The 14,849-nt window shown below is 62.6% G+C and carries 9 protein-coding genes and 1 pseudogene; 5 read left to right on the top strand and 5 right to left on the bottom strand.

Features of this window, described 5'->3' with window-relative positions; all coding sequences use genetic code 11:
- The first annotated feature begins 232 nt into the window (after nt 1-232).
- Together C3E77_RS12210 and C3E77_RS12205 are read left to right on the top strand one after the other, a co-directional pair.
- A complete protein-coding gene (locus C3E77_RS12210) occupies nt 233-5,737 on the top strand; it encodes a CBM96 family carbohydrate-binding protein (RefSeq protein WP_108391878.1) in 5,505 nt (1,834 codons plus the stop codon).
- The gene (locus tag C3E77_RS12205) at nt 5,668-7,197 is read left to right on the top strand and encodes a glycerophosphodiester phosphodiesterase (RefSeq protein ID WP_234031205.1); all 1,530 of its coding nucleotides are present in this window, start codon (nt 5,668-5,670) and stop codon (nt 7,195-7,197) included. The genes C3E77_RS12210 and C3E77_RS12205 overlap by 70 nt, the downstream gene beginning before the upstream one ends.
- A gap of 4 nt (nt 7,198-7,201) precedes the next feature.
- Here C3E77_RS12205 and C3E77_RS12200 read toward each other — a convergent pair whose 3' ends face one another.
- From C3E77_RS12200 to C3E77_RS12180, 5 genes and pseudogenes are all read right to left on the bottom strand, one after another.
- On the bottom strand, nt 7,202-8,479 hold the full coding sequence (locus C3E77_RS12200; protein ID WP_158270263.1) for a glycosyltransferase: 1,278 nt from the start codon (nt 8,477-8,479) through the stop codon (nt 7,202-7,204).
- Between the two features lie 136 nt (nt 8,480-8,615).
- Nucleotides 8,616-8,765, bottom strand: a pseudogene (locus C3E77_RS15835) (GDP-mannose 4,6-dehydratase); the annotation flags it as partial.
- Nucleotides 8,766-8,791: 26 nt separating this feature from the next.
- Nucleotides 8,792-9,244, bottom strand: coding sequence for an FAD synthase family protein (locus C3E77_RS12190; RefSeq protein ID WP_108391875.1), 453 nt, complete (start codon nt 9,242-9,244; stop codon nt 8,792-8,794).
- Between the two features lie 33 nt (nt 9,245-9,277).
- On the bottom strand, nt 9,278-10,801 hold the full coding sequence (locus C3E77_RS12185; RefSeq protein ID WP_232528876.1) for a sugar transferase: 1,524 nt from the start codon (nt 10,799-10,801) through the stop codon (nt 9,278-9,280).
- Nucleotides 10,802-11,143: 342 nt separating this feature from the next.
- A complete protein-coding gene (locus C3E77_RS12180) occupies nt 11,144-11,785 on the bottom strand; it encodes an ATP-binding cassette domain-containing protein (protein WP_162925000.1) in 642 nt (213 codons plus the stop codon).
- Between the two features lie 53 nt (nt 11,786-11,838).
- On the opposite strand from C3E77_RS12180, the gene aztB reads away from it, so the two are divergent.
- From aztB to aztC, 3 genes are read left to right on the top strand one after another with little or no spacing between them, the layout of a single operon-like run.
- Nucleotides 11,839-12,717, top strand: coding sequence for a zinc ABC transporter permease AztB (gene aztB, locus C3E77_RS12175; RefSeq protein WP_108391873.1), 879 nt, complete (start codon nt 11,839-11,841; stop codon nt 12,715-12,717).
- A 1-nt stretch (nt 12,718) separates the two neighbouring features.
- Nucleotides 12,719-13,933 carry an ABC transporter gene (locus tag C3E77_RS12170; protein WP_234031204.1) on the top strand — a complete coding sequence of 405 codons (1,215 nt, stop codon included), beginning with the start codon at nt 12,719-12,721 and terminating at the stop codon, nt 13,931-13,933.
- 3 nt (nt 13,934-13,936) lie between these two features.
- The gene (gene aztC / locus C3E77_RS12165) at nt 13,937-14,845 is read left to right on the top strand and encodes a zinc ABC transporter substrate-binding protein AztC (protein ID WP_108391871.1); all 909 of its coding nucleotides are present in this window, start codon (nt 13,937-13,939) and stop codon (nt 14,843-14,845) included.
- The last annotated feature ends 4 nt before the right edge of the window (nt 14,846-14,849 follow it).

Genomic DNA, 14,849 nt, shown 5'->3' with positions numbered 1-14,849 from the left:
TGGGTGCATCCTGACGTCGAGCTCGGGCGAGCGGTTCACGGTTCGGTTCCAAATTCGGAATCTACCGCATAACGCGAGCTTTTCTCAGTTTTGGCCCCCTATCGGGGTGGTTCCCCTGCGGTCAAACGTGAGTAATCTTCAGATACTCGCGATTCGGCGTTCTGCGTTGTGGGCATCACTTTTCCTATACCGACCTGGCCTTGCGCCGTGTCGATTTCCGAACGGGGACAACATGCGCTCACGCGCTCTGGGCGGGACCATTGCGGTGCTCACCCTAGTAACAGGACTGATCGTCGGGTCGTTGTCACCTCAGGCAGCGTCGGCGCTGTCTCCTGGTGTTCACTTCAGCGCGGAAAACCTTCCGACCTGGCAAACCAATGGTGTCGTTTATGCATTGGGGCAATCGAACGGCAAAGTTATCGCCGGAGGAACGTTCTCCCAGATTCGCCCGCCGACCGGCGGCTCCGGAACGGCTCAAACCCGGAACGCACTCGCGGTGTTCAACGCTGAAACTGGTGCGCCTGACCCCTGCCAGTTCACTGTCGCGCTGAGCGGCGGAACGCCGACAATACGCGCAATCGTCACCTCCGATGACGGGAATACCGTCTATGTTGGCGGCAACTTCTCAAGCATGTCGGGTGTCACGGTGGCCAGGGTGGCCGCCATCGACGTGAACTCCTGTTCAGTCCGCCCCTTGCGCACAAGCGCCATTTCATCGGTCGTCTATGGCCTCGCGGTGAAAGGCAATACCCTTTATCTCGCGGGCGCGTTTAAGAGCGTGGCCGCGCAGGAACGGCTGAGCTTCGCCGCGGTGAATGCGACGACAGGTGCGTTGCTTCCGTGGGTGGCGAACACCGAACTCACCGGACGTGCGGTGGCTGTCTCGCCAGACGGTTCCAAGGTAGCCGTTGGCGGAGACTTCTTCTTCGTCAACGGTCAGGACTCGCACTCCATCGGCGTGGTCGACGCGATCTCAGGAGCGAATGTCCGCAACTATCCGGTGGGATTCATTCCAAGCACATCGGTGACGAAGGCGCTGTATTCCAGCGGGGACACCTTTTACGGCGGTAACGAGGGTACCGGCGGTGGTGTGTTTGACGGGCGTTTCGCCATCAGCTGGAACACCCTCGAGCAAAAATGGCGCGATACCTGCCTCGGTGCTACTCAGGCGTTGCTTGAATATCGAGGAACTGTCTACGCAGCTAACCACGCCCACGACTGTTCATCCAACCGCGCTTTCCAGGACGGTAAACGGACGTACTTCACTGCGCAGAATGCGGAATCCGCCGAATTACTTGGCTGGAACCCGCTCGGTAACGACGGCACAGGCGAAGGGATCGGCCCTCGCGCCCTCGTTATCTCGAACGGGAACTCAACCGGCCAGCCATATTTGTGGTCGGGAGGTGAATTCACCAGAATCAACAACACGGCTCAACAGGGTCTGACCCGATTCAGCGCCGCTGACACAGGGGCCCCTCCTACACCGGTTGCTTCCGCACAAGCGACCAGCTCCGGGTCGATTCAGGTACGCTTCCGCGCAGTTGTGGACTCAGACGACAGCGTCCTGACGTACCGGATCTACCGCAACAACGCGAGCACTCCCGTGTGGGAAGGAACGGCAAACTCGCAATGGTGGAAGCGCCCGCAGGTGACATTCGTTGACACGGCAGTGAACACAGGCACCCAGTATTCGTACCGGGTAACGGCATCCGACGGGACAAACACCAGTGGGCTCTCTGCGGCCGTCACCACTCGCGCAACGGCATCCTCAAACGACTACCCGGCCCAGGTCCGCGCTGACGGTGCTCAACTGTACTGGCAGTATGACGGCACAACCGGGGTATGGATTCAAGACAAGAGCGCTACTGCGACGAGGACCGACGGTATGAGCGGGATCGCCCAGAACGGCGTTGCACGTGCAGCGGATGGCGCATTCGCCGGGGACACGACCGGCTCCGCGGTCTTTGACGATGTCGACGACAATGTCTGGGAAGACAACTATGTCCCCGGGCCGTCGACGTACTCAATCGAGACGTGGATCAAGACAACTACAACCACCGGTGGGAAGATCATCGGCTACGGCAATGGGCGTCCGCGCACAGACTCAGGTGAGAACGTCAACAGCGGCAGCTATGACCGGCACATCTATATGGACAACTCCGGGCGGCTCACGTTCGGTGTCTATACCGGGGCGGCGGTGACGATTCGGAGTGCATCTGCCTACAACGACGGCGGATGGCACCATATCGTTGCTACCCAGGGGGCGGGTGGAATGGCGCTCTACGTTGATGGCCTGCGCGTGGGTCAGAACGGAACGACGAACGCTCAGTCCTATCACGGAGTCTGGCGGGTCGGTGGCGACAACCTTTCGGGTTGGCCTGACCGCCCCTCGTCGGACTTCTTTGGCGGACAGATTGACGAAACAGCCGTGTACGGCGGTGCTTTGACTCGCCAGCAAGTGCTCAGTCACTACACGCTCGCCGGGGGCTCTGCGGCGGTAAATCCCGCACCCGACGACACCTATGGCCAGGCGGTCTACGCGGGTGATCCTGATTTCTACTGGCGCCTCGCTGAGCGTGACGGTACTACCGCTCGCGACTCCTCGACTTTCGGCTCAACGCCGGGAGTGTACGGCGCTGGAGTTGAGAGAGGCTCGCGTGGCATCGTCGAAGGAAATTCCGCAGTGACGATGAACGGTGCGCCGGAGAGTCTCGTCGCCACCACGGTGGCTGGTGGGTCTTCCTCAACTTTCGCGGCCGAGCTGTGGTTCCGAACGAGTTCAACGTCCGGTGGAAAGCTCATCGGCTTCGAGAACACGCAATCGGGAAATGGATCTGACTACGACAAGCAGATCTATATGACCAACTCAGGCTCCCTGATCTTCGGTGTCTACACGGGTGGAGTCGCATACGTGGAGAGTCCGATTAGCTACAACGATGGATCGTGGCACCATGTGGTTGGAGTCCAGGATGCGACCGGCATGAAGCTGTACGTCGACGGGTCGCTGATCAACTCGAACGGTACGGTGTCGAACCAGTCGTTCACCGGGTACTGGAGAGTCGGCGGTGGAAATATCAATGGCTGGCCATCGCAGCCGTCGAACTTCTATTTTGCAGGCTCGATCGATGAAGCCGCGCTCTACTCACGCACCCTCACAGCGCAGGAAATTGCCAACCACCATGCTCTCGGAGTCAATGACTCCACGGCGCCAGCGATGCCAGAAAACGTCGATGGACGATTTGAGGATGGTGCAGTCACGCTGAGTTGGGATGCCGCGAGCGATGACACAGCAGTGCAGAGCTACCGCGTCTACCGTGGCGAGTCCGCAGACTTCACCGCAGATTCATCGAGTTTCGTGGATGAGGTCACCGAAACCAGCTGGACGGGAATCAATCCCGAGATCGGCACCGCTTACTATCGGATCGTTGCGGTAGACGGCAGCGGCAATGTGAGTGCTCCAACGAGTGCTGTTGCAGTGACGGTGACAGACACGATCGCGCCATCGGTTCCATCGGGAGTGACCGCGAGCGCCGGTGCGACCTCCGCGACAATAACGTGGACCGCCTCTACGGACAACGTTGGCGTGGCAACGTACGCGCTTTACCGCGGCAACAACGCCGGGTTCGAGGCGAACGCATCCAATCGGATTGCTGAGCTCACTGGCACTTCTTATACCGATACCGGCTTGCAGCCGGGAAGCTACTTCTATCGGGTGACAGCGGTTGACGCCGCAGGCAATGTGACCGCACCATCTGAAGCATCGGGCGAAGTGGTCATCGCGGCGCCGGACAGGACAGCACCGACGGCTCCAACGGACGTGTCCGCCGGAGCTGACCAGACCAGTGTCACCGTGGAGTGGGAGGCATCGACCGACAACGTTGGAGTGGTCAGATATTCGGTGCACCGAGGAACGACGAGCGGCTTCGCGGTCAACGGGTCCACCCTGATCGCGGAGACTACCGAGACCCGGTACGTGGACGCCGGGCTGGAGGTCGGTACTTATTACTACAAGGTGACGGCGGCAGACGCAGCCGGTAACGTCAGCGCGGCGTCAGGTGCATCGAATCCTGTGACCATCGTCATCGTGGATAGTTCCGCGCCGACAGCACCGGTGGGTGTGACTGCACAGAATCAGGGCTCGACCGTTCAGGTGGATTGGTCAGCCTCGAGCGATAACGTCGCGGTCACCGGGTACACCGTGTATCGGGGTGCGACCGTCGGCTTCGCTGCTGACGCCACGAGCCGCATCGGTGATTCCGCCGGTACGTCTTATTCGGATCCAGACCTGGCCAACGGCACCTACTATTACCGGGTGACGGCGGTGGATGCGGCTGGAAACGTCAGCGCACCGAGTGAGGCAGCGGCTGCAACGGTGGGACAGCCTGTCAGCGATCCGATTGTGATGAGGGTGACACCGACGGAAGATGCCATGGTGTATCAGTCCTCCCCGGCGACAAACTACGGTCAGAACAATCAGCTGAGCGCACGAGGGGCGGCGAGTAATTCTGCATTCGAGTCCTTCCTCAAGTTCCCCCTGCCGGTTGCCCCGCCGGGAATGGTTCTCTCCGAGGCGACGATCACCACGCGTACATCGACCGATGCGACCGCTGGGTCGACCGATACCCATACATACTCGCTGGCAGCGTCGAGTTGGGCGGAGGACACTCTCACCTGGAACAACCGCCCGACTGGAAGTGGGCCGACGATGGGGACGCTCACAGGCGCCAGTGCGACCAACACCGTATACACCGCCAGCCTGGCAGCGGGACCTCTCGCCGGGCTGACCGGTCAAAACGTATCGCTTCGTCTGACGAGCGGTGGTGGTGACAACCTTCGGCTCTGGTCGAGCGAAGCGAGCAACGTTTCATACCGCCCGGTACTGACTCTCACCTTCCGGCCCGGTACGGGGCCGGAACCTGACACGACGGCGCCCTCCGTTCCCACTGGCGTGTCTACGGCGGTGAATCAGTCGGCAGTGACCGTCAGCTGGTCCGCATCGACGGATAGCGTCGGGGTCACGGGATACTCGATCTACCGCGGAGCCACGAGCGATTTCCCGGCTAATGCGACCAGCAGGATCGCGGGAACGTCGGGGACATCCTTTACGGACAGTCCCGTGTCGGCCGGCACCTGGTACTACCGAATTGACGCCACGGATGCAGCAGGAAATCTGAGCGCACCATCTGCGGCGGTCGCAGCAATCGTCTCGCCCCCGTCGCCTGCCGCCGTCACCGTGCAGGTGCCGGCGACAGATGACGCAATGGTGGTGCAAGCGGCCGGCGGGACCAACTATGGTTCAAATACTCAACTGTCGGCGCGCGGTGGGGGAACAGCTCAGATCGAATCGTTCCTGCATTTCGATCTTCCGACCGCGCCCATCGGATACACACTCACCGGCGCCACGTTCACGGTCAGGACCTCTACCGACCCTGCGGCAGGATCGATCGACACGTTCACGCTTTCAACGGCCGCCGACGGTTGGACAGAAGCAGGTCTGACCTGGAATAACAGGCCGACCACATCCGCGCAAACAATGGGAACGATGGGTCCAATGACCGCGACCAACACTCAGTACGTCGGGGCGCTCTCGATCGAGACCCTCGGTTCGCTGCTCGGACAAACGGTATCGGCTCGATTCACAGGCAACGGCAGCGATAACGTGCGTCTGTGGTCGACCGAGTCGGGAACGGCGAGCTATCGTCCCATGATCACCTTGACCTACACGCCGAACGCATGAGCGAGTCATTGATTCGAGCCCGGTTTGATCGGCGACAATTCCTCGTGGGCGGAGCGGCGGTCCTCTTTCTGGCCTCCTGCTCGCAGCGCAGCAGCCCAACGAACTACCAGCTGGTCGGAGCGGCTCCCGCATCGACGGTGCGGGCGGTCTCTGAACTCTTCGCACTGGCGGCGCCGTTCTATATTGCCCACCGCGGATCCGGCGACAACTGGCCCGAGCACACAGCTCTGGCGTACAGCAACGCTGCTGCTGCGGGTGCACAGGCGATCGAAATCTCCGTGAACGCGACAGCAGATGGCGTGCTGGTTTGTCACCATGATAAGAACATCCGCAGGATGACGGGGGTCGATAGGGATATCGCCGAAATGTCATGGAGCGAGTTGCAGGCTCAACGAAATGACGCACGGCGATGGCTCGGCCCCCTCGCTTCGCTCGAGCCAATACCGCGCCTCTCCGATGTGCTTGACGACCTCGCGGCCGAGCACGTCATTTTCATCGAGGACAAAACCGGGCGTAACACGACCGCTCTGCTCGCCCTCATGGATTCTTACCCGGACGCCACAGAGCACTTCGTGTGGAAACAATGGGCGGGGGCCAAGCAGCACCAACTGGCTCGAAAGCGCGGCTATAAGACCTGGGGATATGTGACCTCTGATCTCGCCCTGACGACGGAGATGCTCGACGGGTTTGACTACCTCGGGATTCACCACTCGGCCACAGACGCTGCCATTTCACGACTCGTTGCACGAGGAAAGCCCGTGATCGCTTGGGAGGTGCACCGGCGCTCGATGCGGGACCGGTTATTGAAGCTTGGCGTCGTCGGAATGATGTGCTCGAACATCCCTTACGTCATGGGTTCCACGTTGCCAGCAGTGACCGATTCGTTCGCCAGCGGTGTGCGAGCGCCCGGTGACTTGCCGTGGACCACAGATCTGGGCTGGAAAAACCAGCCACAGCTCATCCCGGATTCCGGATCGGTTGTCCTCGCATATCCCACCATTGAGAGCTACCACATGGGCTCGTTTGCGCCGGTCGACACCCGGGACTGTCGTATTTCCTTCCGACTGCGCTGGCCCGATAGTACGCCCGCTTCAAGCAAGCACGCTGGCCTGTCTTTCGGCCTTGCAAGCGACGATCCCTATCGAGTCGGTATCTCGTCCAGGGTCAGCGGCTATCACGCCATCCTGCGCGCCAATGGAAGGCTTGATCTGTACGAGCGGAGGAGCGGCATTGCCCGTGGAACCCTGCTCGGGACGGTGCCTACGCCCGCGCCGGCGGTGGGTGAATGGGTCGATCTGGTCGTGTCGATCAGCGGCGCGAGGATCACTGTGAGCCGGGGCGGCAACCCCGCATGGGTAGTAGCAGTCGATGATTCGCGACACCGGGGAGGGTACTTCTCGTTGTGCAAGAACTACGCGGACCCCATTCCCGTTGAGTTCTCAGCAGTGCGGGTCGAATGACAGGCTAAGCCGGTCCAGCCGTCGTCGAGTATTCGGCTGATGGCTGTGACTGCACTCCGCGGAGGACGTCATCCAACACGGACACGAACTTGGTCAGAGCCGCTCCTGCGGAGAGCATTTCACGCCGGTATGCCCTCGCGGACGCACCGTACTCTGCCGCACGTTCGGGATCGTCCGCCAGGGCTTCTGCAGCATGCAGGAGGTCGATGGGCCGGTTCGGGTCAACGATGGGCCCGGCATGTCCAGCGCGTAGCTCTTCGGCTGTGATACTTCCCTCGTCGACGGCGCCGATGACGGGCAGTCCAGTGGCGAAATATGACGTCAGCTTGCTCGGAACTGACATTTCCGTGAGCCCAGGGCGTTCGTTCACCAGCAATATATCTGCCGAGGCGATGGCAACTTCGAACTGCCCGTCGGGGAGCGGGTCGAGAAATTGGAGATGCGTGCTTTGTGGCCCAGACTCCAGCTGCTGACGGGCGTTTCCGTCTCCGAGCAAGACGAACCGGACCCTGGAATCGAGCTCTTCAGCGAGGTGGGACGCGCGCACGACGTTGTGCAGGCCCTGCTTCGCGCCCATGTTCCCCGCGTGCAGAACGATAATGTCCTCGGGCCCCCAGCCCAACCGCCGGCGCATGGCTTCGTCGCGCTGCACGGCGGAATCGTCGATGTGCGACCAGTTTCGAACGACGTCTATCGAATCGGCGGGGAGCAGTGCCTCAGAAGTCAGGTAGCGCTTGAAGCGGTCGTGAATTACGACGGTGCGTGAGGCCTGCTTCAGGGCAGAGCGCTCGACCAGCCCGACGAGTCGTGCCGCTCGATCGCCAGACCCTGTTTCAGCGACCCCGAGGGAGTAAATATCCTGCACCCATACGCAGGCGGGGATCCGGGAGATTCGGGCCCGCAGCAGGAGCAATCGGGTTGCAAAAAGAGCGGGGCTGACCAGGACCACGACGTCGGGTGATTTCCATGGTGCAAACAGAGCGCGAAGGCCGAAGTGCATCTCCATCAGCAGTCGTTTGCCGCTCGTCGGGGTCCGGGGAACGTAGTGACGGACACGAAGGAGAGAGACCCCGTTGACTACTTCTTCCAGAGCGCTGCCTCGGTAACCCGCCGCCACCTGCCACTGTGGGTAGTGCGGAAAGCTTGAGATCGCGCGAACATCATGGCCCTGGGCGACGAGTCCCTCGGCAAGTCCGGTCGTGTATGGCGCTATTCCGGTGGGCTCCGGGGAATAGTTCAGACCCACAATTGTGACGCGAGGGCTGTGCGAGTTATCGACCACGGTAGTCAACGCCCTTCGGAAGAAACCAGTCGTAGGTCGATCGGATGCCATCGGCAAGGTTGATATCGGCGGTCCAGCCGAGAGCCGCGACACGTCGAGTAATTCGCGCGGTGCGCCGTCCCGCATTGAGGTGTTGAACGACAGCTGCCCCATAGGGAGAGCGCGGGTAAAATGGTGTTGATTCGGTTTGCGGGATCTGTTGGACAAGCCCGTAAAGCTCGCTGGTCGAGGCCAGATAGGAGCCGTCCTGGCCGGTGACTCCGGTGATGAGTGCGGTTTTTGCCATGGGGTAAGCCCTTTTCGAGAGAGCCGTCAGCGGCGTTCGACGTCGTCGCCGACCGAGATGCCGGCCAGTGTGTCGAGCGCTCGACGCAGTGACGTGCTTGAGGTCGACAGGGTGTAGGGGAAATAGACCACCTCGACACCGTGTGCACCGAATTCCTTTTCGAGCCGCAAACCGCGTTCGGTCCCTTTCCAGTCGTCGCCCTTGAAGTACACGTTGAACCCGACGTCTCGCCAGGTGTCGATCTTGTCGGTGTGCACCTCAGCTATCGCTTCATCGACCACGTCGATACTCCGTACGATCTCGAGGCGTTCGACCAGGGGGACCACCGGCGTGATTCCCTTGTTCTGGAGCAGCATTTCGTCGGAAACAACCCCTGCGACCAGGTAGTCGCACTGGCTCTTTGCGTGGCGGAGAATGTTGAGGTGGCCGATGTGGAAGAGGTCGAAGGCGCCGCCCGCGTACCCGATTCTGTCGGTCATCGTTTTCCTTTCATGGGATGTTCACAGGTCATGTCAGTAAGCGCCCACAGGATTGAGGAGCACCTTGACGGTGCGCCAGACAATGATCAGGTCGCCGGTGAGCGACCAGTTCTCCACGTAATAGAGGTCCAGCCGGACACTCTCGTCCCAGCTCAGGTCGCTTCGCCCGTTGACCTGCCACATGCCGGTGAGCCCTGGTTTGATGTACAACCGGCGGTGAACGTGGTCTTCGTATGCCGCGACCTCGCGCGGGAGTGGCGGGCGGGGACCGACCAGGCTCATGTCGCCGAGGAACACATTCCAGAGCTGCGGCAGCTCGTCGAGTGAGTATTTCCGAAGGAAGCGGCCGACCGTTGTGACCCGCGGGTCGTGCTTGAGCTTGAACAACACGCCGTTGCCCTGGTTTTCGTGGGTCAGGGCAGCCAGATCGCTCTCAGCGGTGGTCACCATCGAGCGGAACTTCACCATCCGGAACGTGCGTTGGCCACGGCCGACACGCTCCTGGGTGAAGAACACCGGCCCGCCGTCGTCGAGCTTGATGAGGAGAGCGATGATGAGAAACAGCGGAGCGAGAACGATGATCCCGGCGGCCGTTGAGCCGACGTCGAACGCACGCTTGAGAACATGCTTGCCGCCCTCGAACTGCGGAATCTCAACGTGAATGAGCGGGAGCCCCTCCACCGGTCGGAAATGAATTCGCGGGCCAGCAACATCCGTCAATTGGGAAGCGAGCACCAAATCAGTTGCCGTTCCTTCGAGTTGCCAGCCCAGGTTGCGAATGAAGTTCGCGCCCCCTTTGGGCTGGCCGGCGATGATCACGGTGTCGGCTCCAGCGTTGCGTGCGGCTTGCGCGACATTGGTGGTCGCGAGCACGGGAACGGGCTTTTGACCGGTCGCCACTGTGGGGGCGTCAGTGTTTGACACGACCGCGCCAACCACGTTGTATGCGGCCCCCGACTTTTGTTGAATCTGCCGGATCACGTAGCCAACGTCGTCAAGGTCGCCAACCACGAGTGCACGACAGAGGTAGTGGTCGAGGCTTCGTTGCGCGACCAGCCAGCGGCGCCAGAGCCAGTGGGCGCCGAGGAGGCTCACCGTTCCGAGGGGGAGCGCGAGCATGAAGTATCCGCGAGCAATGTCCACCTTGAGGATGACCAGGGCGATGGCAAAGAGCCCGAAAGCGGTGGCGCTGGCGTTGACGATGCGTTTGTATTCGCTGGTGCCAACGCCGATGACGCGAGAGTCGTGGACGCCGAACGCGACGAGAGCGATGAGCCAGGAGACCACAATGGTGGCGGAAATCACCAGATATTGCCCGTCGTTGATCCGGGTGCTTGCCGGTATCGCCTCGATACCGAATCGAAGCGAGAACGCGAGGGTGACCGCGAGAATGATCGTTGCGACGTCGGTCAGACGCAGGCGTATCCGGTAGTTGCGTGCCCACACTCGCTCGGACGCCTGGCTGAGCGCGTGGTCGCGCGCGGCGGTGGTGATCCTCCGACGTAGCCGAGGGCGGGCAAGGCCTGAAAGGACGGGACGCGATTTGACTTCGGTCACGACAGGCCGCGTTCGGTTGGCAGAGGAGAATCCTGAGTCGACGGGCGTATGGTGCTTAAGCGCATCAGTTCCCCTCTCCTCTGTGCTCGTCGGATACAACTGAACGGGGGCGCGAGCCCGCCTCCCTGAGCAGAAAATTCACATTCCGTTAAACACGAGGTTCTCTCATGTTTGCTCCGCTATTGACAGTAGCGGTGTAGGGAGCGCGAGCCCTGCCCCCAGTAGTAGGGGTGAGGAATGCTCATGTTTGTGGTCGACGGGGCCGAATTGCGTCTCGCTGAACTCGCGTATCTCGCGTCGCGGCGCCTTGGGGTCCTCCGCCGTTCAGCTTGAGCGCTGCAGTTACGCGACGCGAGCGACGTGCCCTGCTGAGACGTGGAGGCGCTGAGTCGCGTTGAGCCCGTCGACCGGGTCGTGGGTCACGAGCACGACGGCGACCCCGCGGGCGCGTTCGCGCTCGATGCAGCGGGCAAGCAGGGCATTTCCATCCTGGTCCAGGCTGGCCGCTGGCTCGTCGAGGAGCAGGATCTCTGCGCGTTGAGCGAGGCCCTGGGCGAGAAGGGCGCGTTGGCGCTGACCGCCTGACAGCGTGCTCAGTGAGGCCTTCTCGAGTCCGCGCAGACCGACGGCGCTCACGCTCTCAGCGATGATGAGGCAGTCGCGCCGGCGATCCCGCTGGCGCGAGGGGAACCAGCGCCCCATCGCGACGACATTTGCAACGGTGAGCGGGAGCGCGTCTGTCACGGCGCTGCGCTGTAGCACCAGCGCTCGTCGCGCACCGTCGGCAATCGTGAGCGTGCCATTGCTGAGCGGGTGCAACCCGGCCAGCGCCAGGAGCAGTGTTGATTTGCCGCTCCCGTTCGCGCCGGTGACCACCGTCAGTGAGCTGGCGGGGATGGTCAAGCCGACGTCGTGCAGGATGCTCCTGCCTGCGCGATCGATGCGGCCAGCGGAGAGGGTTGCGATGGGAGGGGCTAATGACACGTCCCCACAATAGCAATTGATAATCGTTATCGTTAACGCTATGGTTTCGAACCATGTCCTGGCTCACCGATCCCTTCTCCGTCGAGTTCATGCAGCGAGCCCTCGTCGGCGGCACGCTCGTTGCGCTGATCTGCGCCGTCGTCGGCGTCTGGGTTGTGCTTCGTGGAATGGCATTCCTGGGCGAGGCGATGGCGCATGGGATGCTCCCTGGTGTCGCCCTTGCGACGCTGATCGGAGCACCCGTCATGGCGGGAGCCGCGCTCAGTGCCGTCGCGATGAGTGCGGGGATCGGTCTGATCCGTCGCCATGGTCGGCTGTCGCACGACACGAGTATCGGACTGCTCTTCGTCGCGATGCTCGCTCTCGGCGTCATCGTCATCTCTCACTCGGGCAGCTTCGCCACCGACGCGACGGCCGTGTTGTTCGGCGACGTGCTCGCGATCTCGGAGGCTGACATCATCACGCTCGCTCTCGCGCTTGCGGTCACTCTCGGCGTTGCCGCTCTCTTTCACCGTGCGTTCGTCGCGCTCGCCTTCGACGAGCGGGTCGCGCGGATGCTCGGCCTGCGGCCCGCACTCGCTCAGGCGATGCTCGTTGGACTCGTCACCATTGCGGTTGTCGCGTCCTACCGGGCGGTCGGTTCCCTGCTCGTCGTCGGGCTTTTGCTCGCACCCGCCGTCGCCGCCGGGCGATGGGTAACGCGGATTGTGCCAACGATGATGCTCGGCGCGGTGTTCGGCGTCACCGCTGTCGCCGCGGGTTTGCTCCTCTCCTGGCATACCGGAACGGCCGCCGGCGCCTCGATCGCCGCCACAGCCGTTCTGACGGCGGCCGCATCGGCAGTCCTGCGATCCGCTCTTTCCGCTCTCAGGCGCAGCCCCGCTTCCGCCGTTGTCGACCCCTCACCGAAAGCGACTCTTGTTTCCTCGTAACTTGCGTGCCGTTCCCGTGCTCGTCCTCTGTACGTTTGCGCTCACCGCGTGCTCCCCACCTGAGCCGACGCCCGAAGCGTCCTCGACCAGCGCCCTCGGCGACGGGCACGGGTACGTTGCCGGCGCCGAGGAGGTGCAGGAGCCCCCGCTGCACCTCCTCACGCTCGGAACGGATGACGCAGTGAACCAGCTGGACCTGTCCACCGAGGAGTGGACGGAGGTCGGCACCGTCGACGGAGCCACCGATGCGGCGACCGACGGACGGTTTGTGTTTGTCTCCGATGCCGCGGCGGGTCTTGTCACCATCGTCGACAGCGGCATGTGGACGCAAAGTCACGGGGACCACTTCCATTACTACCGGGCCAGCTCTCGCATCGTCGGCTCGATCCAGGAAACGGGGCCGGCAACGGTCAGCGCGGGCAGCAGCGCAACAGGAATCTTCTTCCCTGAGTCCGGGGTCGGAGTGATGCTCGACAACGCCGCGCTCGGAGAGGGGGACATTGTGGAAACTGTCCGTCACAACAGCGTTCCCCACGACGGCTCGATCGTCCAGCGCGGTGAGTCCACTCTCGTGACTACAGCGGATGCCGGGAAACCATCTGCCGTGCAGGTCCTTGGCCTCGACGCGTCGGTCACCAACGAGGCCGATTGCACCGGCGCCGGGTTGCCGATCACCACGTCGGTCGGGGTCGCCTATCCCTGCGCCGATGGTGTGCTGCTCGCGACAACGGCGGAAGACGGCATCCGCTTCGAGCGCATCGACTACCCCGCGTCCTCAGCGCCGCCGGCCACATCGTTCGCCGCGAGGAAAGGCCGGCCGATCGTTGCCGGGCTCGCTGGCGACGCCGGCGTGTGGCTGCTCGATTCCAGGCAGCGTGCACTCACACTGCTTCAGACAGAGGTGCCCTTGCGCCAGGTCACCGCCGTTGATGACGCGGCCGGCCACATCATCGGGCTCACTATCGATGGCCGGGTCACTGTCTTGTCCGCTGACGACGGTGCCGTACTCGCCACCACTGAACCGCTCCTGCCTGAAACTCTCCTCACCCCTGACCTCCTCGGTGGTGTCGACCTCGTTGCCGACGCTCAGCGGGTGTACCTCAATGCGCCGGCAGAACGGGCCCTGTTCGAGATCGACTTCGCTGACTCGGCACGAGTCGCGCGCACGTTCGCCACGGGTAACATCCCGCTGTTCTTTGCAGAGACGGGGCGCTGACGGATGGTCAGAATCCTGCTGGGCGCGGTGAGTGCCGTTGTCGTTGTCCTCACGGCGGCGGGGTGCAGCCCCGTCGCAGCCGAGCGGCCGCTCGTCGTCGCGACCACCAACATCCTCGGTGATGTGGTGTCGAACATCGTGGGCAACGAACTCGACGTGCTCACCCTCATGAAACCGAACGCCGACCCGCACTCCTTCGAGATTTCGGCGCAGGAGGCGTCGCGGTTGCACAACGCAGAGCTGCTCGTGTCGAACGGGCTCGGGCTCGAGGAAGGACTGCAACAACACCTCGACACCGCGTCGGCGGATGGCGTCCCCTCCGTCGTCGCCGGGGATCACATCGACGTTCTCAACTACGCCGACGGGGATGCTGCGGGCATGCCAGACGCGCACTTCTGGACCGACCCGGCTCGCATGGTCGAGGTTGTCCTGGCGATCGAGGCGGCCGTCTCGACGATCGATGGCGTCGATTCCGATGTGATCGCGGGAAACTCCGCCCGCTACCTCGCGGAGCTCGGAGAGCTCGATGAGGCCATGACCGCCGCGTTCACCGCCATTCCTGCCGAGCAGCGGGCGCTGGTCACCAACCATCACGTCTTCGGATACCTCGCCGAGCGGTTCGATTTCCGGGTCATTGGCGCGATCATCCCGGGCGGGACGACCCTCGCGGCGCCGAGCGCGTCTGACCTCCGTGACCTCGTCGCCGCTCTCGACGAATCCGGCGTGTCGACAATCTTTGCCGAGTCGTCCCAACCGGACCGGCTGGTTCGCGTGCTCGCCGACGAGGCCGGGGTGCACGTCTCCGTCGTCGAGCTCTACACCGAGTCGCTCACGGCGCCTGGCGAGGGCGCAAGCGACTACCTGACCATGATGCGCGTCAATACCGAACGCATCGTCACCGGGCTCTCCTGACCGA

Origin of the sequence: Mycetocola zhujimingii, from assembly GCF_003065425.1 — a bacterium.
Lineage (GTDB): Bacteria > Actinomycetota > Actinomycetes > Actinomycetales > Microbacteriaceae > Mycetocola_A > Mycetocola_A zhujimingii.
Note: the sequence above shows the minus strand (reverse complement) of the source record. Positions and strands in the feature narration are given on the sequence as shown.

Excerpts from the sequence above, each read along its gene's own strand:
- C3E77_RS12210 (WP_108391878.1), top strand. The coding sequence starts at position 233 with ATGCGCTCACGCGCTCTGGGCGGGACCATTGCGGTGCTCACCCTAGTA.
- C3E77_RS12190 (WP_108391875.1), bottom strand. The coding sequence starts at position 9,244 with ATGACCGACAGAATCGGGTACGCGGGCGGCGCCTTCGACCTCTTCCAC.
- aztB (WP_108391873.1), top strand. The coding sequence starts at position 11,839 with ATGTCCTGGCTCACCGATCCCTTCTCCGTCGAGTTCATGCAGCGAGCC.
- aztC (WP_108391871.1), top strand. The coding sequence starts at position 13,937 with ATGGTCAGAATCCTGCTGGGCGCGGTGAGTGCCGTTGTCGTTGTCCTC.